The organism is Arthrobacter sp. Hor0625 (genome assembly GCF_052567525.1).
This window is the reverse complement of record NZ_CP199586.1, coordinates 2,024,819-2,045,735: the sequence shown is the minus strand read 5'-3', so window position 1 is coordinate 2,045,735 and position 20,917 is coordinate 2,024,819. Positions and strand designations below refer to the sequence as shown.

The 20,917-nt window shown below is 70.5% G+C and carries 19 protein-coding genes and 2 tRNA genes; 4 read left to right on the top strand and 17 right to left on the bottom strand.

The features are described 5' to 3' along the window. Positions 1 to 17: 17 nt before the first annotated feature. The 3 genes from ACTWLI_RS09420 to ACTWLI_RS09410 are packed head-to-tail and all read right to left on the bottom strand — an operon-like array spanning position 18 to position 2,224. Positions 18 to 1,292, bottom strand: coding sequence for an MFS transporter (locus ACTWLI_RS09420; RefSeq protein WP_445153647.1), 1,275 nt, complete (start codon positions 1,290 to 1,292; stop codon positions 18 to 20). Between the two features lie 15 nt (positions 1,293 to 1,307). After that, entirely contained in the window at positions 1,308 to 1,745 is a 438-nt protein-coding gene (locus ACTWLI_RS09415; protein WP_445153646.1) for a MaoC family dehydratase, read from the bottom strand. A gap of 2 nt (positions 1,746 to 1,747) precedes the next feature. Continuing rightward, complete coding sequence (locus tag ACTWLI_RS09410; protein WP_445153645.1) at positions 1,748 to 2,224, bottom strand: FAS1-like dehydratase domain-containing protein; 477 nt, start codon at positions 2,222 to 2,224, stop codon at positions 1,748 to 1,750. A 149-nt stretch (positions 2,225 to 2,373) separates the two neighbouring features. Between ACTWLI_RS09410 and ACTWLI_RS09405 the strand changes: the two genes are divergently transcribed. Together ACTWLI_RS09405 and ACTWLI_RS09400 are read left to right on the top strand one after the other, a co-directional pair. Further along, entirely contained in the window at positions 2,374 to 2,751 is a 378-nt protein-coding gene (locus ACTWLI_RS09405) for an ArsR/SmtB family transcription factor (protein ID WP_445153644.1), read from the top strand. Then, positions 2,748 to 4,436: a SulP family inorganic anion transporter gene (locus ACTWLI_RS09400; protein WP_445153643.1), complete on the top strand. Its 1,689-nt coding sequence runs from the start codon at positions 2,748 to 2,750 to the stop codon at positions 4,434 to 4,436. The genes ACTWLI_RS09405 and ACTWLI_RS09400 overlap by 4 nt, the downstream gene beginning before the upstream one ends. Here the strand turns inward: ACTWLI_RS09400 and ACTWLI_RS09395 are convergent. The 5 genes from ACTWLI_RS09395 to ACTWLI_RS09375 all read right to left on the bottom strand — a co-directional run bounded on the left by ACTWLI_RS09395 (position 4,426) and on the right by ACTWLI_RS09375 (position 9,276). Next, complete coding sequence (locus ACTWLI_RS09395; RefSeq protein ID WP_445153642.1) at positions 4,426 to 4,650, bottom strand: DUF3188 domain-containing protein; 225 nt, start codon at positions 4,648 to 4,650, stop codon at positions 4,426 to 4,428. The genes ACTWLI_RS09400 and ACTWLI_RS09395 overlap by 11 nt on opposite strands. Positions 4,651 to 4,669: 19 nt before the next feature. Next, complete coding sequence (locus ACTWLI_RS09390) at positions 4,670 to 5,614, bottom strand: DUF2797 domain-containing protein (protein WP_445153641.1); 945 nt, start codon at positions 5,612 to 5,614, stop codon at positions 4,670 to 4,672. 26 nt (positions 5,615 to 5,640) lie between these two features. Then, a complete protein-coding gene (locus ACTWLI_RS09385) occupies positions 5,641 to 6,504 on the bottom strand; it encodes an HpcH/HpaI aldolase/citrate lyase family protein (RefSeq protein ID WP_056737758.1) in 864 nt (287 codons plus the stop codon). 94 nt (positions 6,505 to 6,598) lie between these two features. After that, on the bottom strand, positions 6,599 to 7,573 hold the full coding sequence (locus ACTWLI_RS09380; protein WP_445153640.1) for an aldo/keto reductase: 975 nt from the start codon (positions 7,571 to 7,573) through the stop codon (positions 6,599 to 6,601). Beyond that, on the bottom strand, positions 7,570 to 9,276 hold the full coding sequence (locus ACTWLI_RS09375) for a glycoside hydrolase family 13 protein (protein WP_445153639.1): 1,707 nt from the start codon (positions 9,274 to 9,276) through the stop codon (positions 7,570 to 7,572). The genes ACTWLI_RS09380 and ACTWLI_RS09375 overlap by 4 nt, the downstream gene beginning before the upstream one ends. 90 nt (positions 9,277 to 9,366) lie before the next feature. On the opposite strand from ACTWLI_RS09375, the gene ACTWLI_RS09370 reads away from it, so the two are divergent. Then, positions 9,367 to 10,593, top strand: coding sequence for an ROK family protein (locus ACTWLI_RS09370; protein ID WP_445153638.1), 1,227 nt, complete (start codon positions 9,367 to 9,369; stop codon positions 10,591 to 10,593). Positions 10,594 to 10,635: 42 nt separating this feature from the next. On the opposite strand, the gene ACTWLI_RS09365 is transcribed toward ACTWLI_RS09370, so the two are convergent. From ACTWLI_RS09365 to ACTWLI_RS09340, 6 genes are all read right to left on the bottom strand, one after another. Continuing rightward, on the bottom strand, positions 10,636 to 12,207 hold the full coding sequence (locus tag ACTWLI_RS09365; RefSeq protein WP_445153637.1) for a Na+/H+ antiporter: 1,572 nt from the start codon (positions 12,205 to 12,207) through the stop codon (positions 10,636 to 10,638). A gap of 90 nt (positions 12,208 to 12,297) precedes the next feature. After that, the gene (locus tag ACTWLI_RS09360) at positions 12,298 to 12,957 is read right to left on the bottom strand and encodes an SDR family oxidoreductase (protein WP_445153636.1); all 660 of its coding nucleotides are present in this window, start codon (positions 12,955 to 12,957) and stop codon (positions 12,298 to 12,300) included. A gap of 171 nt (positions 12,958 to 13,128) precedes the next feature. Then, positions 13,129 to 13,202, bottom strand: a tRNA-Met gene (locus ACTWLI_RS09355). Between the two features lie 60 nt (positions 13,203 to 13,262). Next, positions 13,263 to 13,334: transfer RNA gene (locus ACTWLI_RS09350), tRNA-Thr, on the bottom strand. A 306-nt stretch (positions 13,335 to 13,640) separates the two neighbouring features. Then, complete coding sequence (locus ACTWLI_RS09345) at positions 13,641 to 15,683, bottom strand: DEAD/DEAH box helicase (protein ID WP_445153635.1); 2,043 nt, start codon at positions 15,681 to 15,683, stop codon at positions 13,641 to 13,643. A gap of 392 nt (positions 15,684 to 16,075) precedes the next feature. Continuing rightward, positions 16,076 to 16,729 (bottom strand): MOSC domain-containing protein, encoded by a 654-nt coding sequence (locus tag ACTWLI_RS09340; RefSeq protein ID WP_445153634.1) that lies wholly within the window; start codon positions 16,727 to 16,729, stop codon positions 16,076 to 16,078. A 191-nt stretch (positions 16,730 to 16,920) separates the two neighbouring features. Here ACTWLI_RS09340 and ACTWLI_RS09335 point away from each other — a divergent pair, with 191 nt between their 5' ends. Next, positions 16,921 to 18,108: an acyl-CoA dehydrogenase family protein gene (locus tag ACTWLI_RS09335; RefSeq protein ID WP_445153633.1), complete on the top strand. Its 1,188-nt coding sequence runs from the start codon at positions 16,921 to 16,923 to the stop codon at positions 18,106 to 18,108. A gap of 78 nt (positions 18,109 to 18,186) precedes the next feature. On the opposite strand, the gene ACTWLI_RS09330 is transcribed toward ACTWLI_RS09335, so the two are convergent. Genes ACTWLI_RS09330 through ACTWLI_RS09320 form a run of 3 tightly spaced genes read right to left on the bottom strand, consistent with a single transcriptional unit; the run spans position 18,187 to position 20,881 of the window. Further along, the gene (locus ACTWLI_RS09330) at positions 18,187 to 18,987 is read right to left on the bottom strand and encodes an SDR family oxidoreductase (protein WP_445153632.1); all 801 of its coding nucleotides are present in this window, start codon (positions 18,985 to 18,987) and stop codon (positions 18,187 to 18,189) included. A gap of 20 nt (positions 18,988 to 19,007) precedes the next feature. Then, positions 19,008 to 20,336, bottom strand: coding sequence for an MFS transporter (locus ACTWLI_RS09325; protein WP_445153631.1), 1,329 nt, complete (start codon positions 20,334 to 20,336; stop codon positions 19,008 to 19,010). Further along, positions 20,333 to 20,881 carry a winged helix-turn-helix transcriptional regulator gene (locus tag ACTWLI_RS09320; RefSeq protein ID WP_445153630.1) on the bottom strand — a complete coding sequence of 183 codons (549 nt, stop codon included), beginning with the start codon at positions 20,879 to 20,881 and terminating at the stop codon, positions 20,333 to 20,335. Before ACTWLI_RS09320 ends, ACTWLI_RS09325 begins: the two co-directional genes overlap by 4 nt. Between the last annotated feature and the right edge of the window lie 36 nt (positions 20,882 to 20,917).

The window sequence follows — 20,917 nt, the reverse complement described above, 5'->3', positions numbered from 1 at the left end:
CGGCATCCGCGCCGCGGTCAGGCGGCCTTGCGGGCCACCGGCGAGAGCAGGAAGCTGACCACCAGCATCACCATGACAGCCAGCAGCGAGTGCAGGATGCCGACGTGCTCGGCCAGCAGGCCCAGCAGCGGGGGCCCGCACAGGAACGCGCCGTAACCGATGGTGGAGACCACCGAAACCCGGGCAGCGGCCTTGGCCGGGTCGTCGGCGGCGGCGGACATCCCCACCGGGAAGCCCAGCGACGCGCCGAGGCCCCACACCGCCAGTGCCACATACGCAAGCCACGGGACGGGCGCGAAGACGAACAGGCCCAGCCCGGCCACGGCGAGCGCGGCGCACCAGCGCATGACGGGCACCCGGCCGAAGCGGTCAAGGGCGACGGTGCCGGCGAAACGGCCCACGGTCATGAATGTGACGAAGAGCCCGTAGCCGGCCGCTCCCGCCGCGTCGGACTGGCCGTGCCCGTCGGCCAGCGCCAGCGCCACCCAGTCGCCGGCCGCGCCTTCAGCCAGGGCCAGGCCCAGCACCAGGACCCCCAGCAGCAGGGTGCGGCGGTCGCGCCAGGCCTGGGCGATCTGCCGCTTGCTGTCCAGCGGTTCGGCCGTGCCCTGCGCCGCAGGACTGATAACCGGCAGCGGGCCGGTGGACGGGTCCTCGAAGGTGTCCGTCCCCGAGGGGTTGAACTGCGTGTCTTGCACCGGTGTGATGTCGGCACGGAACCAGGCGGCGGCGGTCGCGACGGAGCCGGCCACCAGCACGCCGATCCCGGCCAGGTGCCAGAAGACCGGAACCCCTGCCCCGGCGGACCAGGCACCCACCGCGGCGCCGGCGACGGTGCCCAGGCTGAACGCTCCGTGCAGCCGGGGCATGATGTGCCGCCGCACCGCCCGCTCGACCGCGGCGCCTTCGACGTTGGACGCGGTGTTCCAGCTGGCGGTTCCGAGCCCGATGACGGCGAGCCCCGCCGCCACCGCGAGCGGGTTGACCAGCACGGAGGTGCCGAACCCGGCGAGCACCAGTCCGGCGCCGACCATGATGCTGCCGATTCGGATGGTCTGTTTGGAGCCGAACCGCAGCACGATCAGCCCCGACGCGGATACGGAGACGAAGGAACCGAGGGTCATGCACAGCAGCAGCAGCCCGACGTTGCCCGGGGTGAGGTCGAGCCCGTCCCGGATGGCCGGAAGCCGGGACACCCAGCTGGCAAAGGCGATCCCGCTGAAGGCATAGGCGGCCACGACGGCGTTACGCCAGCGGGTGACTTCCGCCGACGGGACGGCGCGAACCTTCACAGCAGTGTCACGGAATCAGGCCAGCCTGACGACGGCCTGGGCCTTCATCAGGACCTTCTGCCCGCCGGCGACGACGGTGAGGTCCACGCGGGCGGTGCCGGCATCGGCGTCGAGCGCACCGACAGCGGCGCTGACCTCGATCACGGCGCCGGCGTCCGGGGTGCCGGTGGTGTCGGCCACCGGGACCGGCTTGCTGAAGCGGGTCTGGAAGTCCACGACGGCGGCCGGGTCCCCGGCCCAGTCGGTGACCAGCTGGACGGCGGCGCCCATGGTGAACATGCCGTGCGCGATCACCCCGGGCAGGCCGACGCCGGTGGCGAACGCCTCGTTCCAGTGGATCGGGTTGAAGTCGCCGGAGGCACCGGCGTATTTGACGAGGTCCGTGCGGGTAACCTCGATGCGGCGGCTGCCGAGGTCCTGACCGACGGTGAGCTCTGCAAGCGTGGGGTTCATGGCTACTGTCCCTCTCCGCGGACCAGGATGGACGAGGTAGTGGTGGCGACGGCGTCGCGTTGCCCGCCGCCGTCGCCTGCGTCGCCGGTGAGGGCGTAGATTTCGGACCGCGTAGTGATCATGGCGCCGCCTCCCATGGCCCGGACGCCGTCGACGTGCAGTTCAGCGACGAGCCGGTCCCCCGCGGTGATCGGGCGGTGGTGGATGAACCGCTGGTCGGCGTGGACCACGCGGGAGAAGTCAATGCCGGACTCCGGGTCCTCGATCAGCTGCGCGTCCGCGCGCTGGGCAACGATGATCGCGAAGGTGGGCGGAGCCACCAGATCGGCGTGGCCCAGGGCCCGGGCGGCGTCGACGTCGAAGTGTGCCGGGTGGACGGCCTTGACCGCGCGGGCGAACTCGCGGATCTTCTCGCGGCCGACGTCATACACCTCTGCGGCAGGGTAGCTGCGGCCCTGCAGATCCGGATTGATAGTCATGGCTCCAGCCTAGCGCCCTGCCCCGGGGCAGCGTTCCCCGTGACGCCGCCCAGGGGCGCTTGCATCCACCCGATATGATGGAAACATCAATTCATAAAGCCGCCGTCCGGTTGCCTCCGGACGGCCAGCCAGGAGAGCGCAGGACCGCCGTGATTTCCGCAGCGCAGACCCCCTTGTACGAAATCAAGGCCAACTTGTTCAAGGCCCTCGCCCACCCGGCACGGATCCGGGTGCTGGAACTGCTGGCAGCCTCCCCGGACACCGCCGCCCCGGTCAGCTACCTGCTGGCGGAGACCGGGCTGGAAGCCTCGCATCTGTCACAGCATCTGGCCACGCTGCGCCGGCACCGGGTGGTCACCTCGGTGCGGACGGCCAACGCCGTCACCTACCGCCTGGCGCACCCGAAGATCGCCGAGCTGCTCGCCATCGCCCGGATCTTCCTGCTGGACAACCTGGCCGACTCGGGTGAACAGCTCCGGCTCGCGCAGGAACTGCCGGCCGCGCCGCTCCAGGGTTCCGCGTCATGACCGCCCCGACAGCCACCGCGGCGGCGCGCGGCGCCCGGGGATCCCTCACCCGCTTCCTGCCCTCCCGCCGCGACTACGACGGGCTGCGCGGCTCGTGGCGGACGGACCTGCTCTCCGGCATCACCGTCGGCATCGTTGCCCTGCCGCTGGCCCTCGCCTTCGGGGTCAGTTCGGGCGTCGGCGCCGAGGCCGGGCTCATCACCGCGGTGGTCGCCGGGCTGGTGGCTGCCGTTATGGGCGGCTCGCACGTCCAGGTATCCGGGCCCACCGGCGCCATGGTGGTGGTCCTGGCCCCCGTCGTCGCCGCGCACGGCATCGGCAGCATCGCCCTGGTCTCCGTGATGGCCGGACTGCTCGTCGTGGTCCTCGGCATCAGCGGGCTCGGCCGGGCCGTCGCGTTCATCCCGTGGCCGGTGGTGGAGGGCTTCACCCTCGGCATCGCCGCCATCATTTTCCTCCAGCAGGTCCCCATGGCCACCGGCACGACGGGGGTTCCGGGCCACAACACCGTGATGGCCGCCGTCGAGAGCGCCGCCAAAGCCACGGCGCCCGCTGTGCTGCAGACCCTGGCCGTCGTGGCGGGCGTCGCCGCGGTGATGTTGTTGTTGCCGCGGCTGAACAAAGCCATCCCGGCCAGCCTGGCCGCGGTGCTGCTGGCCACCGTGGCCGCCGAACTCCTGGACCTGCCCATCCCGCGGATCGGCGCCCTGCCGCACTCCCTGGCTGCACCGTCGTTGCCGGCACTGGACCCTGCGTCGCTGGGCGCCTTGTTCATGCCGGCCCTGTCCATCGCCGCGCTCGCAGCCATCGAATCCTTGCTCTCGGCCCGGGTGGCCGCCGGGATGGTCGGCCCCGACGGCCGGCCCACCGGCACCTACAGCCCGGACCGCGAACTCACCGGCCAGGGCCTGGCCTCGGTGGCGGCTGGCTTCTTCGGGGGCATGCCGGCCACCGGCGCGATCGCGCGGACCGCGGTCAACGTCCGGTCGGGGGCGAAAACCCGGCTGGCCGCCGTCGTCCACGCCCTGGTCCTGCTGGCCATCATCTACTTCGCCGCCGGGCTGGTGGGCCGGATACCGCTGGCGGCCCTGGCCGGGATCCTGATGGTCACGGCCACCCGCATGGTCTCGCGGCAGACCGTGGCGGCGGTGCTGCGCTCCACCCGCGCCGACGCCTTCGTCTTTGTCCTGACAGCGCTGATCACCGTGGCGTTCGACCTGATCGTGGCGATCGAGATCGGGCTGGTCGCGGCGGCCGTGTTCACGCTGCGCAAGTTCGCCTCGCTCAGCGGAGTGCAGCGGGAAGACATCCCGGGTCCGGCGGCTCCTGGTGACGCGCACATTGCCGTCCTCCGGCTGGACGGTGCCATGTTCTTCGGCGCAGCGGAGCGGGTCCTGCAGGAAATCAGCCAGGTCAAGGACATCCAGGTCGCGATTATCCGGCTCTCGCAGGTCCGGATGCTCGACGCGACCGGGGCGCACACCCTGGTGGACGTCATCTCGGCGCTGGAACTGCGCGGCGTCACGGTGCTGCTCAAGGGCGTCCAGCCGCAGCACCTGGACCTGGTCACCAATGTCGGCGTGATCCGGTCCCTGCGGCACCACAAGCACCTGTTCGATACCCTGCCGGACGCTGTGGAGCACGCCCGCAGCCACGTGGCGCGGAACGCAGCGGCTAGCGCTTGAGGTTTTTCCGGATGGTCTGGCCTCGGACCACGATCCCGGCGATATGCAGGACCAGCCCCAGGCCGATTACGGCCAGGGATGCCATGGCCAGGCCGCGGTTGCCGGTGTTGTTGCCGACCAGGTTCAGGACGATCCCGGCGGCGATCAGTCCCATGGCGCTGAAAACGAGCACCTTGTAGGTGGTTGACGCGGTGGCCCAGAATTCGTTCAGCACCCAGCCAGTCTACCGGGGCTCAGAACAGCGCCTCCTGCACGGCGGGGACCTCGGAGCCGTAGTCGCCCAGGCTGATCCACCGGGCTTTCAGCAGGCCCAGGTTGACGATGAAGTCGAGGACGGCCCCGTCGAGCCGGGCCAGCGCGATGCTTCCGCTCAGCGCGGCGATCCGGAAGCCGTGGGCTCCCGCGTCGAGGTCGTGCGGGTACGCGTGCCGGGGGGACGGGGCGCAGGCCGCCGCGGCGAGCGCCGGCCGCTGCCACAGCTCGTCCACGACGTCGAAGCCGTCACCGCCGGCGCGGGCCAGCAACACCCGGGCCGCCGCGGCGGCCCTGGCGTTCAGGGCCTCCAGGGTGGCGTCCGGGGGCGGCGCGGTGAGCGCGGCGGCCTTCGCGGCCGAGCGGATCTGCTGCGGCAGCCCGGCGTCGCGGGTGACTTGGTCCTCCAGGATCCGGACCACCCGGCCGTCGGCGGCCCGGGCGACGTACCGGGCGGTGACCGCGCCCTGCTCCGCCAGCCGGTTCCACTTCCGCAGGTCCGCGGCCGTGCCGACCTTGCTGGCGCCGTTGGCGAAGGTCGCGACATAGAGCCAGTGCGGCTGCATCAGGTAGGCGCGCAGCCCGGGCGGGACGCGGCCGCCGCGGTGGAAGTCGTGGATCAGGCGGGAGTCGTCGACGGCGAAGCAGGGCCCGCACTGCGTGCCGCGCACGGCCGGCGCCCGGTCCGGGCAGCTGAGGTGGTCCCGCTCGGCCGACCCGTGCACCCGGTGGCGGCCGAGGCAGTACCGCCCCGGGGCGGCGAGCCGGAAGCCCAGCCGGGTCCCGGCGTCGAGCGCCACGTCCGTCACGGCGCCCGCGGGATCCTGCAGCCGCAACACCACGCGGCCGGTCTCCGGCGTTGCCGTGCCGGCGGGCGCGGGGCCATCCCAAAAGACCCCGTGCACCAGATGGCGGGCATCGGTCACGGGGTCTCCTCGGCGTTGGGGACCGGCTACAGGGCCGGCTGCACCCCAAAGGCTACCGCGAGCTTCATGATCTTCTCCGCGCGGCCCAGGCGCGGCAGGTCGGAGCCGTCCCGGATGACCCGGCCGTTGGCCTCGAAATCGGCCATGAAGTCCGTGGCCCAGGCAACGTCGGACGGCGTCGGGCTGATGACCTCGTTGATGACCGGGGTCTGGTCGATCGCGAGGCAGAGCTTGCCGGTCATGCCCATCATCACGGTGATCCCGGTCTGTTCGCGCAGGATTGGGTGGTTGGTGCCGACCGTGGGGCCGTCGATCGGGCCCGGCAGGTTGCCCACCCGGCTGGCGACGACGAGCTTGGCCCGCGGGTAGGCCATGGCTTCCGGGGTCGCGGCCATGCCGGTGTCGCGGCGGAAATCACCGGAGCCGAAGGCCAGTCGGAACGCGCCCTGGGCCTTGGCGATGTTGTTGGCTTCCTCGATGCCGACGGCAGACTCGACCAGCGGGATGACCGGAGTCTTGCCGTCCATGCGGTGGAAGCTCTCGGTGACCTGGTCAGCGGACTCGGTCTTGGCCAGCATGACGCCCAGCAGGCCCGGGGTGCCGCGGAGGCCGGCAAGGTCATCGGCCCAGAACGGGCTCGTGGCGTCGTTGATCCGGACCCAGGCACTGCCGCCGGCGGTCAGCCAATCCACGACGTGCTCGCGGGCAGCGTCTTTCTGCGAGGGGTCCACCGCGTCTTCGATGTCGAGGATGATGGCGTCCGCGCGGGACTCCGCCGACGGGCCGAAGAGTTCCGGCTTCATGGCGTTGACCAGCAGCCAGGAGCGGGCGATTTCAGCCGGGACGTTGCGTTGGGGCCGGACGATCCCGGCGGTGGTGGTAGAGGTCATGACTCTACGCTAGCCGCCCGGACAGGTCGGCCGCCAAGTATTGCCCCGGATCGGGGCGACCAATACGACCAAAATCACCCCGTCCGGGCGGGTGCTAGGGGATGTTGCTGCCGCGTGCCGTGATCCAGAGGCGGTACCACTCGGCCCGGGTCATGCCGGCGGCCACCTCGGCGGCGCTGGCACAGGCCCGGATCCGGGCGGGCTTGGCGGTGCCGATGACCGGTGCAATCCCGGCCGGGTGCTTCATCAGCCAGCCCAGCAGGACGGCTTCGCCGGTGGTGCCGTTCGCCGCCGCCATCGCAGCCACCAGCTCGGTGGTGGCCGTCTCGGCGGCGCTTGGGTCCGCGGCGGGCGCGCCGGTGTACAGGCCGCGGGAGAGCGCCCCGTAGGCCTGGAGGGTGATGCCGCGCCGGACGCAGTGCTCCACCGTGCCGTGCGGGAAGCTGTAGTCCGTGCCTTCGGCGTGGTTGACCAGCACAGTGCTTTCCAACCAGGCCCGGGCGGACAGGCTCATCTCCAGCTGGTTCGCCACAATGGGCACCTCAAGCACATCTTGCAACAGCTCGATCTGGGGCGCCGACATGTTGGAGACCCCGACTGCCCGGACCTTGCCCTCGTCCATGAGCTGACGGACTGCCGAGGCTACTTCGGCGGGATCCATCAGCGGATCCGGCCGGTGCAACATGAGCACGTCCACGAAGTCCGTCCGCAGCCGGTCCAGGCTTTCGTTGACCCGTTCCAGGATGCCGTCCCGGCTCAAATCGTAGAACGCGTCGAGGCCCTGCTCGCCCAGGCGGATGCCGCACTTGGTCTGCAGCCGGATCCGCTCGCGCAGGCCCGGGGTCCGGGCCAGCACCTCGCCGAAGACCGCCTCGGCCTTGCCGTTGCGGTAGATGTCGGCGTGGTCGAACAGCGTGATGCCGGCATCGAGGGCGGCGTCGACGGCGGCAGCCGCCTCATCCACATGTGCGGACGAGTACGGCTCCGACGACCAGCTGCCTCCCAGGCCCATGCAGCCGTAGATCAGCTCCTGTCCGGTGCCGGGCTGGTGCTCCGCGGGGAGCGTCACCGCAGCCAGGCGGTGGTGTTGCCGGGGAGCAGTTGCCCGTCCAGCGGTCCGCTGCTGACCAGCACCTCACCGGCGGGCAGCTCGACGGCGTCGTCACCGAAGTTGGTCACCGACTGCCAGCCGCCGTGGCGGCGGAAGTGCAGCACATCGGCGTGGCCGCTTTCCAGCCACTCCAGTTCCTCCGAGGTCTGGAGTTCGCGGCGCAGCTTGAGGGCCTTGCGGTAGAACTCCAGGGTGGAGCCTTCGACGCCGTCCTGGGCCGCCACGGCGTAGCCGCTGAACCAGGCCGGCTGCGGCAGGTGGGCGCCGCCGTCGCCGAAGCCGAAGGAGGAGCCCTCCGGCGCCCACGGCAGCGGGACGCGGCAGCCGTCGCGGCCGATTTCAACGCCCTTGTTGCGGAAGAAGGTCGGGTCCTGGCGTTCGGAGTCCGGGATCTCGGCGACTTCCTGCAGTCCCAGTTCCTCGCCTTGGTAGAGGTAGGCGGAGCCGGGCAGCGCCAGCATCAGCAGGGTCGCGGCGCGGGCGCGGCGCAGGCCCAGTTCGACGTCGAGTTCCTCGGGCGGGGCGCCGGCGAGCAGCCAGCCCTTGCCGTCCTGGCCCTTGGCATGCTTGCCGCCGCCCTTGGGCAGGCCGTAGCGGGTGGCGTGCCGGACGACGTCGTGGTTGGAGAAGACCCAGGTGGAGGAGGCACCGGACTCGGTGGCCTCGGCGAGGTTGCGGGTGATGATCTCGCGGAACTCGTCGGCGTCAAAGTCGGCCTGCAGCAGGTCGAAGTTGAACGCCTGGCCCAGTCCCTCCGGGCTGGCGTAGCGGGCACGGCGGGAGGCGTGCACCCAGGCCTCGGCGACGGCGGTGCGCGGCGGGTTGTACTCGTTGAAGACCTCGCGCCATTCAACGTAGATCTCGTGCACTTCGTCGCGGTCCCAGAACGGGTGCGAGCCGTCGACGTGGCCGTCGGCGCCGGTTCCCGCCTCGCTCAGTTCCAGCCGGGACAGCAGCGGTTCGGTCAGGTCCTTGGTCAGGGCGTGCGCGACGTCCACGCGGAAGCCGTCCACGCCGCGGTCCGACCAGAAGCGCAGGGTCTTGAGGAAGTCGTCGCGGATTTCGCGGTTGGCCCAGTTCAGGTCGGGCTGTTCCTTCGCGAAGATGTGCATGTACCACTGGCCCGGGGTGCCGTCGGGTTCGGTGATGCGTTCCCACGCCGGGCCGCCGAAGACGGATTCCCAGTCCGAGGGCGGGATTTCGCCGTTTTCACCCTTGCCGTCACGGAAGATGTAGCGGTCGCGGGCGGCCGAGCCGGGCGGGGACGCGAGGGCTTCCTTGAACCATTCGTGGCGGTTGGAGGAGTGGTTCGGGACGATGTCCGCGATCAGCTTGATGCCGGCGGCGTGCAGCGCCTTGGACATCTCGTCGAAGTCGGCCAGCGTGCCCAGCTTCGGGTCCACGTCGCGGTAGTCGTCGACGTCGTAGCCGCCGTCGGCGAGCGCCGAGGGGTAGAACGGGGAGAGCCAGACGGCGTCGATCCCGAGTTCCTTCAGGTAGGGGACCTTGGCGGTGATGCCCTTGATGTCGCCGAGGCCGTCGCCGTTCGAGTCGGCGAAGCTGCGCGGGTAGATCTGGTACACGGACGCCTGGCGCCACCAATTGGGGTCGGCGGCGAGGTCGGAACCGGACAGGGTTGCCAGCGTGGCGGTGTTGGACAAGGTGTGCATCCTTTGGGGCCGGGAGCGTTTCTGGACAGCGGCGGACCCCGGCGGACCGGGATCTGCTAATTTAGATAGAAGCTAAATCTATTGCCGGATCAATTATGGGTCCGCAGTCCTCGGGAGGTCAAGATTCCGAAGCCGCAGGCCGCCGCCACCCCCCCGCTGCTGCGCCGGGTAAACGCCCAGGCCGTACTGTCCGCCGTCCGCGGAACCGACATTGCGACCGGCACGGAGCTGATGGCCCGGACTGGACTGACGCGGGCATCGGTAATCGCCGTCTGCGAGGACCTGATCCGCCGCGGCTGGATCCGCGAACTCGACGCACCCCGCAGGGACTCCCCCGCCGCCAGCCCGCAGAAGGGCCGGCCTGCCCGTCGCTTTGAACTGCAGGCCAGGGCCGGCGTCGTGCTCGGGATCGACGTCGGCGCCGCCACCACCACGACCGCGGTGGCAGACCTGCGCGGGACGGTTTTGGCCCGGGCGAGCGGCAGCTTCCGCGCCGCGGACATCCCCGCCGCGGAGCGGGTCAGCGTGGTGGACCGCACCTGCCGGCAGGCGCTCGCGGCCGCAGGTGAACCGGCCGGGAAGGTCCTGGCCGTCAGCGCCGGCATCGCAGCCCCGGTGGACCGCCGCGGGAACGTGCTCGCCTCCCAGCACTTCTGGAGCCTGTTCGACGTCGGGCTCCGCGCGGCGCTGCAGGACCTCCACGGCTGGACCGTGCTCCTGGAGAACGATGCCAACCTGGCCGCTCTCGGTGAACGCTGGCGCGGGTCCGGCGCGGGCGTCGATGACCTTGTGGTGATCCTGGCCGGCGAGCGCCTCGGCGCCGGGGTGCTCGAGTCGGGCCGGCTGCTGCACGGCAGCTCCGGCGGCGCCGGGGAGATGGGCTTCCTGGACATGGTGGAGGGCGTCGGTTCCAGCGAGGGTATCGCCAGCCTGGCCCGGCGGTGGCAGGCCGCGGGCGGGGGCCCGGCAGCCGGCGGCGCCGCCGACGCCCGTCAGGTCTTCGAGGACGCGGCAGCCGGGGATGCCGCCGCCCAGGCGATCCTGGACCGGCTCGCGGAACGGATGGCCCGGGTCGTCGCCGCAGTCGCCAGCCTAATCAACCCCGAACAGGTGGTGATCGGCGGCGCCGTCGCCGACTCAGCCGGGGCGCTCGTCCCCGGCATCACCGCGGCCCTGCCTCGGTTCACCGCCACTCCCCCACTGGTGACGGTTTCGCCGCTGGGCGACCGGATCGTGACGGTGGGCGCCGTCCGGCACGCCCTGGACTATGTTGAGGCCAACGCCCTGGAACTGGAACTGGCCAGCTGACCGCTCCCCGGGGGGCTGGCTCGAGCCCACCCGCCGGCGTCGTCACTCCGGCATGATCATGGTGCGCAGGTCCAGCTGCCGTAGGACCCGGTCGGCGACTTCGGGGTCCATGCCCGGTTCGTTGCGGGCCGCCACGACCTCCTGACGCGCCGCGTCCAGCGCTATGGTCTGCACAGCGATGGCCAGCTCGCGGCCGCGCTTGCGCTTCTCGGTGACGCTCTCGTTCCGGAGGCTGCCATCCAGAAGCTCCGCGTGCAGCCGGGTCATCTTCTCCTTGACCAGGGCCACTTTTTCCTGCGGCAGTTCCTTCATGAGCTCGTTGTCCTTCAGGGCCGCGATGGCTGCCTGCTGGGCCCGGGACGCGAGCAGCCGGGCGGCGTCGCGCTCAACGGACCCGTCCTCGGACGCTTTGAGGACCCGCATCAGCCATGGCAGCGTCAGGCCGGGAAGCACGAGAGTGGCGAGCAGCACGGCGCACGCAATCACCAGCAGCTCGCTGCGGTCCGGGAACGGGGACCCGTCCGCCAGGGTCACCGGCAAAGCGAGCGCCAGCGCCAACGTCGCCAGGCCGCGCATCCCGCACCAGGAGAGGATCAGGACGTCTTTGGCAGAGGTGGGCCGCAACGTATTCTTCGAGCTCCGGGCCCAGCCGGACATCATCGCCAGCCAGCCGAAGCGCACTGCAAACACCAGCACGCAGACCACGGCGGCGGTACCGGCCATGCCGAAGACCGCGGTACCTTCCTCGCGGATGACCTGCCGGATCTCCAGGCCGACCAGCCCGAAGGCGAGGCCCGTGGCGAGCAGTTCCACCACGTCCCAGAAGGCGGTGCGGGTGACGCGCTCGGCGGCGTCCTCGGGCCGTGAATGCCGCTTGATCTCCAGGGCAGTGACGACGACGGCGATCACGCCGGAGGCGTGCAGCTCCTCCCCCAGAATGTAGGCGGCGAACGGGACCACCAGCGTGACGGCGCTGCGGGCCACCATCGACTGCACCAGCCGCGTGATCAGGCTCGTGAGCCAGCCCATGCCGATCCCGATCCCCACCGCCAGCGCGGCGCCGAGCGCGAACTGCAGCACGACGCCGGGCCCTAGCTTGGTGCCGGAGACCGAGGCTGCGACGGCGGCCTGGAAGATGACGATGGCCGCCGCGTCGTTGAACAGGCCCTCGCTCTGCAGGACCGTGATGAGCCGCCGCGGCATGTGTACCCGCCCTGCGATCGAGTCCACCGCCACCGGGTCCGGCGGCGCCACCATGGCGCCGAGGGCTATCGCGGCCGGGATGCCAATGCCTGGAATCATGAGCCAGGCGGCTCCGGCCACGACGGCGGTGGAGACCACGACGAGGGCGACGGCGAGCATCAGGAGCGTGCGCCACCGGACCCGGAAGACCGCCCAGGAGCTCCGCTGCGCAGTCGCGAACAGCAGCGGCGGCAGGAAAATCGGAAGGATCAGCTCCGGCGCGATGTCCATCTCGGGGAAGCCCGGGATAAAGGTCAGCGAGGCGGCCAGGAGCAGCATCAGGACCGGATACGGCAGGCGGAGCCGGTCGCCGACACCCACGGCTACCACCGTGGCGAGGAGTAGTCCGACGATAAGGGCCAGCTGGTCCATGGGCTCTCTTTCCCCGGGGCGTAGGGCGGCCAGGACCCGGTCAATTATCCGCCGGCCGCCCCATTACCCTACCGGGGCGTCGGGCCCAGACTAACTCCCGGACTCCAGGGCCGCGGGAAGCGGCAGGGTCCCGTCCCGGAACTCGATGGTCCGCCCGGCCGTCTCCGGCATGCCGAGCACCGCGGCGGCGACGAGGGCCACGTTCGAACGCGAGGTGTTGGTGCCGTCCGAGGTGTCCGAGGGGTTGACGTCGAGCAGCCCGTTGCCGGGGCCTTCGGTCAGTGCACCCGGGCCCAGGATGGTCCACTCCAGGCCGCTTGCCCGGAGGTGGGCATCCGCAGCCGCCTTGGCCTCCGCATAGGCGTGGAAACTGTTGTCCTCCGGGACGCCATGGTCCGGCCCCGCGCCCAGATAGGACACCATGACATAGCGGCGGACTCCGGCCTGGCCGGCCGCGTCCATCGACCGGATGGCAGCGTCCCGGTCAACGGCGTAGGTGCGCTCCGGGCTGCCGCCCCCCGCCCCGGCGGACCAGACGACGGCGTCGTGGCCCGTGAGCGCTGCGGCGATCTCCGCCGTCGTCGCCTTTTCGACGTCCAGCACCAGAGCCGCGGCGCCGGTGGAGGCCACATCATCGCGGTGATCCGGGTTGCGGATGATGGACGTCACCTCGGCCCCGTCCTTGGAGAGGATGCCGGACAGTTCCAAAGCCACTTTGCCGTGGCCGCCGATGATCGCGATTTTTGTCATCGTCCCATTCTGTCCCAAGCGTGCTGGCCCCGCACCCCCGGCGCCGCCGCCGACACCGGCTGCTCTCTCACTTCTGGGGGCTAAAACGGCTCGAAAGAGCCACTACTGATAGAGCAATGCAGGGCTTAAAACAAAAGGACCCCCCAGGCCGGGGCCTGCGGGGTCGATCTGTAGCGGTGGGGAGGCTCGATCTCCCGACCTCACGATTATGAGTCGTGCGCTCTAACCAACTGAGCTACACCGCCACGAATGAGAAAAACCTGCGTCAAGCCGGTCAAACCGCCTTGACGCAGGCTCTCATTCAGAGCCCCCCACCGGAATCGATCCGGTGACCTCGTTCTTACCAAGAACGCGCTCTACCACTGAGCTAGGGGGGCAACGAGTAAATACTCTACCGGAAGATTCGGCTCCCAACAAATCGGCCGAGGTCCCCCGACGTCCGCCTGAAAATCCCGAGCTTTCCGCGGATTCCGGGGCGTCCGGAGGGCCCCGGCGGACTGTTTCCCGGGCAGCCGGCCGACGGATGTGACGAAGCCGACTTCCGGCACCAGGCGGCGCCTGCCGGGCCGGGCGGCGGGCCACCCCCGGGGCCTGGCTGGCGGCCTCACATGCGGCGCGTTAAACACGGGACGGGCCGGCTCAAAGCTGAGCCGGCCCGTCCCGTTTAGCCTAGGGGCTGCTGGTTACCACTTGTTGCGGGGCTTGAAGCCACCCTCGTGGCGGGGCTTGCGGGTGTCGGAGCCAACGCCGCGCTCGCCCCGGTCGCTGTAGGAGCGGCCGCCGCGGTCCGCGGAGGAACGCTCGCCGTCGTTCTTGCGGAACTCGCGCTTGAAACCGCCGCTGCCCTTGAAGTTGCCGCTGCCGCCCGAGTAACCGCCGCGTTCGCCGCCGCGGTTGCCCTGGTAGGCGCCGCGGTCACCGGACGGCTTGCGGCCGTTGTCCAGCTCGAGGTGGATCAGCTCGCCGCCGATCCGGGTGCGGGACAGGGCGCGCAGCTGCTCGGGGCTCAGGTCGGCCGGGAGCTCCACCAGGGAGTGGTCCGAGCGGATGTCGATGCCGCCGATCTGGGCCGAGGAGATGCCGCCCTCGTTGGCGATGGCGCCGACGATGGAGCCGGGCATGACGCGCTGGCGGCGTCCGACGGCGATCCGGTAGGTGGCGTTGCCCTCGGTCAGCTGGCGGGTCGGGCCGCGGGAGCCGAAGCCGTCCTTGGAGCGCTCGCGCTTCTGGTACTCCGGAGCTGCGGGCAGTTCCTTGACCAGGAGCGGCTGGCCGCCCTGGGCCATGACGGCCAGGGCCGCGGCGATCTCGGCGGCCGGCACATTGTGCTCTTCCTCGTAGGAGGAGATCAGGTCACGGAAGGCCGAGACGTCCTCGGACGCCAGGGTTTCGGTGATCTTGTCCGCGAACTTGCCCAGGCGAAGGGTGTTGACCGTCTCGGCGGTGGGCAGGTGCATCTGCTCGACCGGCTGGCGGGTCGCCTTCTCGATCGACCGCAGCAGGTACTTCTCCCGCGGCGTCATGAACAGGATGGCCTCGCCCGAGCGGCCCGCACGGCCGGTGCGGCCGATCCGGTGCACGTACGACTCGGTGTCGTGCGGGATGTCGTAGTTGATGACGTGGCTGATGCGCTCCACGTCCAGGCCGCGGGCCGCGACGTCGGTGGCGACCAGGATGTCGATCCGGCCTTCCTTGAGCGCGTCGACGGTACGTTCGCGCTGCTGCTGCGGGATGTCGCCGTTGATGGCGGCGGCCTGGAAACCGCGGGCACGCAGCTTGTCAGCCAGGTCCTCGGTGGCCATCTTGGTGCGCACGAAGGCAATGACGCCGTCGAACTCTTCGACCTCGAGGATGCGGGTCATGGCGTCGAGCTTGTGCGGGCCCATGACCTGCAGGTAGCGCTGGCGGGTGTTGGCGCCGGTGGTGGTCTTGGACTTGACCTGCACCTCGGCCGGGTTGTTCAGGTACTGCTTGGACATCCGGCGGATCTGGCCCGGCATGGTGGCGGAGAACAGGGCAACCTGGCGGCCCTCGGGGGTCTGCTGGAAGATCTGCTCCACGTCATCGGCGAAGCCCATGCGCAGCATCTCGTCGGCCTCATCCAGCACCAGGTACTGGAGTTCGGACAGGTCCAGGGAGCCCTTCGCGATGTGGTCGATCACGCGGCCGGGGGTACCGACAACAACCTGGGCGCCGCGGCGCAGGCCGGCCAGCTGCGGGCCGTAGGCGGAACCGCCGTAGACCGGGAGGACGGTGAAGTCGTCGATGTGCTTGGCGTAGGAGGTGAAGGCCTCGGCGACCTGCAGCGCGAGCTCGCGGGTCGGGGCAAGGACCAGGGCTTGGGTCTTGCGGGACGGGCCGTTCAGGTCGTGGAGTTCGGCCAGCCGGGACAGGGCCGGCACTGCGAATGCTGCAGTCTTGCCGGTACCGGTCTGGGCCAGGCCCACGACGTCGCGGCCTTCGAGCAGCAGCGGAATGGTGGCTGCCTGGATCGGCGACGGCTTTTCGTAGCCGACGTCCTGCAGGGCGGCCAGCACGCGGGCGTCGATGCCGAGGTCGACGAAGCGGACGCCTTCCTCCTCGTCACCGGCCGGGGCCTGGGTCGACGCGGCCTCGAGGGCGTTTTCGGCGGCCGGCGCTGCGGCAGCTTCGGTCTCGGTCGTCTGGGTCTCGACGTCGGCCGGGGTGTTCTCGGTGTCGACGGAGTTGTTGTGATTTTCAGGCATAGGGGACTCTTCCTCATCCATAGGGGCCAAGCGGCACAACCCGAGGTGAGCGGAGCCGCAGTACGTGTGACACGGTTTCGCCGGGCAAACGTTGACCGGCCGGTCACATAGAAGTCCGGCGCTTTCGCAATCCCATGGCAGGACTTCCCGCTGCATCTCTTGGCTGCTATCCCAGCAGTCTGTACAGCGTTTTCTTTAGCCGGCTCTCCCTATGAAAATGCCCGCATCACATTAGCGGGCCCCAACACTTACCAGTCCTGCCTCAAAAATTGGGCAGGAATAAGGGATTTCCGGAGTGGGGGATAGTTCAAGTGTAGGGCATGCGGCCGCACCGGTGCCAACGCAGCGGGCTGCAGCGGCGGTGAGCTTGCGCACACCGCGAGCCGGGGGAACTACTCCCCCGTCCTGGCCTGCAGCTTCGCAAACGCCTCCTGGTAGTCCGCCTGCAGCCGGATCAGTCCATCGGCGTCGGCGTCGCGGAGGGCCTCCATATCCTGCACGGTGGGGTCCGCGAACCACTTGCCGACGCTGACACCGTGGGCCGGGACATACGTCCGGTGGATGTGGTCGCCGGCCTGGATGCTGCCGGGGCGCACCACCCGCAGGTACGCGCCCACCCGTCCGGCCTCGGTGAACCGCTTCACCCAGTGGGGCTCGTTCATCCGGCGTTGGAAGGTTGCGCAGGGCACCCGCGGCGACGTGACCTCGACCTCCACGTCCAGCCCGATCCTCCAGCGTTCCCCGATCACCGCGGCGGTGGCGTCGAGCCCGGCAATCCGCAGGTTTTCGCCAAAGTAGCCCGGCGGGATGTCGCGGCCGAGCTCGGCGGCCCAGTAGTCGGCGTCGGCCTGGGAATAGGCGTACAGGGCCTGGTCCTCGCCGCCGTGGTCGTAGCGGTCTACTTGAACGTCGCCGCGCAGGCCCAGCCGGTGGACCTTGACCGGCCCGTCCACGGGCCGCTTGTCGATGGCGGTCACCCCCAGCCTTCCCTCGTCGCTGAGCAACTGGTGCACGCAGCAGACGGCCAGGACAGTGGCGGTATTCATGGCACCAGTGTAGGCCCGCGATGCCCCGGCGGCTGGAGGTCCGCGGGCTGCGTTCCAGCCCGGTTACTTCGCCGCCGGCCGCCCCGCCGGGCCGCGGCACCGGCGTGTCCGCCACGATCCGCGGGCCGGCCCAGAAGTAACTGGGCGGGAAGGTCCGGCACTCCGCCCGCACCGCGCCGTAGGATGCTCCAATGAGCAGTGTGGGAGCAACCGACGTGTCCGATGTCCTGGCGATCGACGCCCTGCTGAGCGCCGACGAACTGGCCATACGGGAGAAGGTCCGCGACTTCACCCGCCAGCGGATCCAGCCCGGGATCGCCGACTGGTACGACCAGGGCGTCTTCCCGCTCGAGCTGGCCGCCGAGCTGGGTGAGCTTGGCGTCCTGGGCATGCAGCTGGAGGGCTACGGGTGCCCGGGCCGTTCCGCCGTCGAATACGGGCTCGCCGCCATGGAGCTGGAGGCCGGCGACTCCGGCATCCGCACCTTTGTCTCGGTGCAGGGTTCGCTGGCCATGACCGCCATCCACCTGTGGGGCTCGGAAGACCAGAAGCTGCACTGGCTCCCCCGGATGGCGGCCGGGGAAGTGATCGGCTGCTTCGCCCTCACCGAACCCACGGCCGGCTCTGATCCGGCGGCCATGCAGACCACGGCCCGACGGGACGGAAGCGGTGACGGAGCCGGCTGGATCCTGGACGGGGCCAAGCGCTGGATCGGCCTCGCCTCGGTGGCCGATGTGATGGTGGTGTGGGCCATGACCGAGGACGGCGTCCGCGGCTTCCTGGTTCCTGCCGGGACGCCCGGCGTCACGGCGATGCCGATCGGCGGGAAGCTGTCCATGCGCGCTTCGATCCAGTGCGACGTCACGTTCGACGGCGTCCGCCTGGGTCCGGAGGCGCAGCTGCCGGCCGCCCGCGGGCTCCGCGGCCCCTTCAGCTGCCTGAACGAGGCGCGGTACGGCATCGCGTGGGGTGCGATGGGTGCCGCCCGCGACTCCTACGAGGCGGCGCTTGCCTACGCGCAGGAGCGGCTGCAGTTCGGCAGGCCGCTGGCCGGCTACCAGCTCACCCAGGAGAAGCTGGTGAACATGCTGGTCGAAATCCAGAAGGGCACGCTGCTGGCGCTGCAGCTGGGCCGGCTCAAGGACGCCGGGAAGCTGCGGCCGGAGCAGATTTCGCTGGGCAAGCTGAACAACGTGCGGGAGGCAATCGGAATTGCCCGCGAGGCGCGCACCATCCTGGGCGGGAACGGCATCACCCTCGACTATTCGCCGCTGCGGCACGCCGCGAACCTGGAGTCGGTACGGACCTACGAGGGCACCGACGAGGTCCACACCCTGGTCTTGGGCCAGCACATCACGGGGCTGCCCGCCTTCCGCTGAACCGAGATGACATTTCGCGGCAGTGTTGTCACGAAACACTGCCGCGAAATGTCATCTCGGCGGGGTGGGCGGGAAGAGTCAGGCGGAGAAGCCGCCGTCGGCCTTGATCAGCTGCCCGGACACCCAGCGGCCCTCGGGCGAGAGCAGGAAGGCCACCGTTCCGGCCACGTCGGCGGGGGTGCCGAGCCGGCCGCCGGGCTGCTGCCGGGACAGTTCCTCGCGCAGCGGTTCATCCATCCAGCCGGTGTCGACCGGTCCCGGATTGAGCGCGTTGGCGCTGATCCCCTGCGGGCCGAGCTCCCGCGCTGCCGCAATCACGATCCGGTCCAGGGCTCCCTTGGACGCGCCGTAGGGCAGGTTGTAGGCGGTGTGGTCGCTGGTCAGGGCGACGATCGCGCCGCCGTCGGCCGCTGCCTGCCGTGCGAAGGCTGCGATCAGCTGCCAGCTGGCGCGGGTGTTGACGGCGAAGTGCCGCTCAAAGCTCTCCAGGGTGGTGTCCAGGATGCCGGAGTCGACGGATTCGGCGTGGCTGAGCACGAGCCCCTGGAGGGTGCCGGCTTCGGCGGCGGCCACGGCCATCAGCCGGTCAACGCCCTGCGGGTCCTCAAAGTCGGCGGGAACGGCCGTCACGGCGGCGCCGGTCGCCTGGAGCTCCGCGGTGAGGCGTTCGACGTCGTCCGGCTGGACGCCCCAGGGCATCCGGCTGTCATAGTCCTGCCAGTACGTGAGTACCAGGTCCCAGCCGTCCGCCGCGAGCCGCCGGGCCACCCCCGCGCCGATGCCGGCAAGGCGGCCGACGCCGGTCACGAGGGCTGTTTTCCGCTGCGCCGGCCGGCCCGCAGGGGCGGCAGCGCCGGAGGGGGTGGGGGTGGAAGTCATGGCCCCAGCCTAGCCCGGGGCTAGGACGCGACCGGAACCGGAGCCGGGCGGGCGGCGTCCTTGCGGATGGTTGCACTGATGACGGCGGCGATCGTGCACATGGCAGCGGCGGCGAACCAGGCGTAGGTGTACTGGCCGGTGGCGTCCCGCACGGCTCCGGCGGCCAGTGCTGCCGCGGCGGCACCGAGTTGGTGGGCGGCGAAGACCCACCCGAAGACCACGCTGCCGTCCGCGCCGAACACCTGCCGGCAGATCGCGGCGGTAGGCGGGACGGTGGCCACCCAGTCCAGGCCGTAGATGACGACGAACACGATCATGCTGGGCTGGACCTCGGCGCTGAGCAGCAGCGGCAGGACCAGCAGCCCGATGCCGCGGAACTGGTAGTAGACCGCCAGCAGGATCCGCGGGTTGAACCGGTCCGTCAGCCAGCCCGAGGCGATGGTGCCGACGATGTCGAAGATGCCCACGACGGCGAGCAGGCCCGCTGCGGTGGTTTCGGCCATGCCGTGGTCGTGCGCGGAGGGGATGAAGTGCGTGCCGATCAGCCCGTTGGTGGTGGCGCCGCAGATGGCGAAGCCTGCCACCAGCGCCCAGAACGTCCGGACTTTGCTGGCGCGCTTGAGCACCTGGAGCGCCCGGACGGCGGCGTTGGGGCGGGGCCCGGTGGCCGGGCCCGCGTCCGGGTTCGTGTCCGGCTTCGCATCTACGGCGGGCTCGGCGCCGTACGGCAGCGCCCCGACGTCGGCCGGTGAGTTCTTCAGGAACTTCAGCACCAGCGGAACCACCGCGAGGGCACCCGCCGCGATCAGCAGGGACGCCTGCCGCCACCCGGGATGCTGGGCGAGGGCTGCGATGAAGGGAAGGAAGACCAGCTGGCCTGCGGCGCTGCCCGCAGTGAGGATGCCGATGACGAGCCCGCGGCTCTTCACGAACCAGGTGTTGGCGATCGTCGCGGCAAAGACGAGGGCCATGGAGCCCGTGCCGAGACCGATCAGCAGGCCCCACGTCAGCAGGATCTGCCAGGACTGGTTCACCAGGACGGTCAGGGCGCTGCCGGCCCCGATCAGCACCAGCGCCACGGAGGTCACGGCTCGGATGCCGAACCGCTCCATTAGGGCGGCCGCGAACGGCGCAGTGAGGCCGAACAGCACCAGGTTGATGCTGACTGCGGTCGAAAGGACCGTGGTGGACCAGCCAAATTCATTTTGCAGCGGCACCATGAGCACGCCCGGGGCGGCGCGGAATCCTGCGGCGCCGACCAGAGCCAGGAAGGCGACGGCCGCGACGATCCACGCCGGGTGGAGCCGGCGGCCGGGCTTAGGCCGCCGCGGGGTTTGGGTCAGAGTCACGCTGCGGTTCCCTTCGTGCGGCTGGTCCGGCGGTCCGGTGCCGCTGTCCGGGCTGCCGGCGGGGCGGTGGCCAGCGGCACAGGGGCAGCGCTCCTGGTGAGGCTGTGCCAGCTGGTGTTCTCGGCCGTCAGCCGTTCGCCGCAGGCCGTGCAGCGGTCCGCCGAGGAGGTCCGCTGGCCGCAGCCGCTGTGGATGACAAACATGTGCGCCTGGTCCGACGGCGCGGGCAGGTGCTTTTCGGACCAGAGCACAACGGCGTTGAGCACCGGGAGGGCGTCCTCGCCCTTGGGCGTGAGCACGTATTCCTGCCGGCGCCGGCCGCCGTCGTCGTAGGGGCTGCGGGCGAGCAGGCCGGCGCCGACCAAGGCCGCCAGGCGCCGGGTCAGGACGGAGTCCGCTACCCCAAGCCGGGCCTTCATGGCGTCGAAGCGGCCGTTGCCGAAAAAGACTTCGCGCAGGACCAGCATGCCCCACGGGTCGGCGAGGATGTCCAGGCCGCGGGCCAGGCTGCAGGTGCGCGCGGACCAATCGGATCTAAGTGCCATACCCGCAGGCTAGCTGACTCTCTTGAAGAAAGCCAG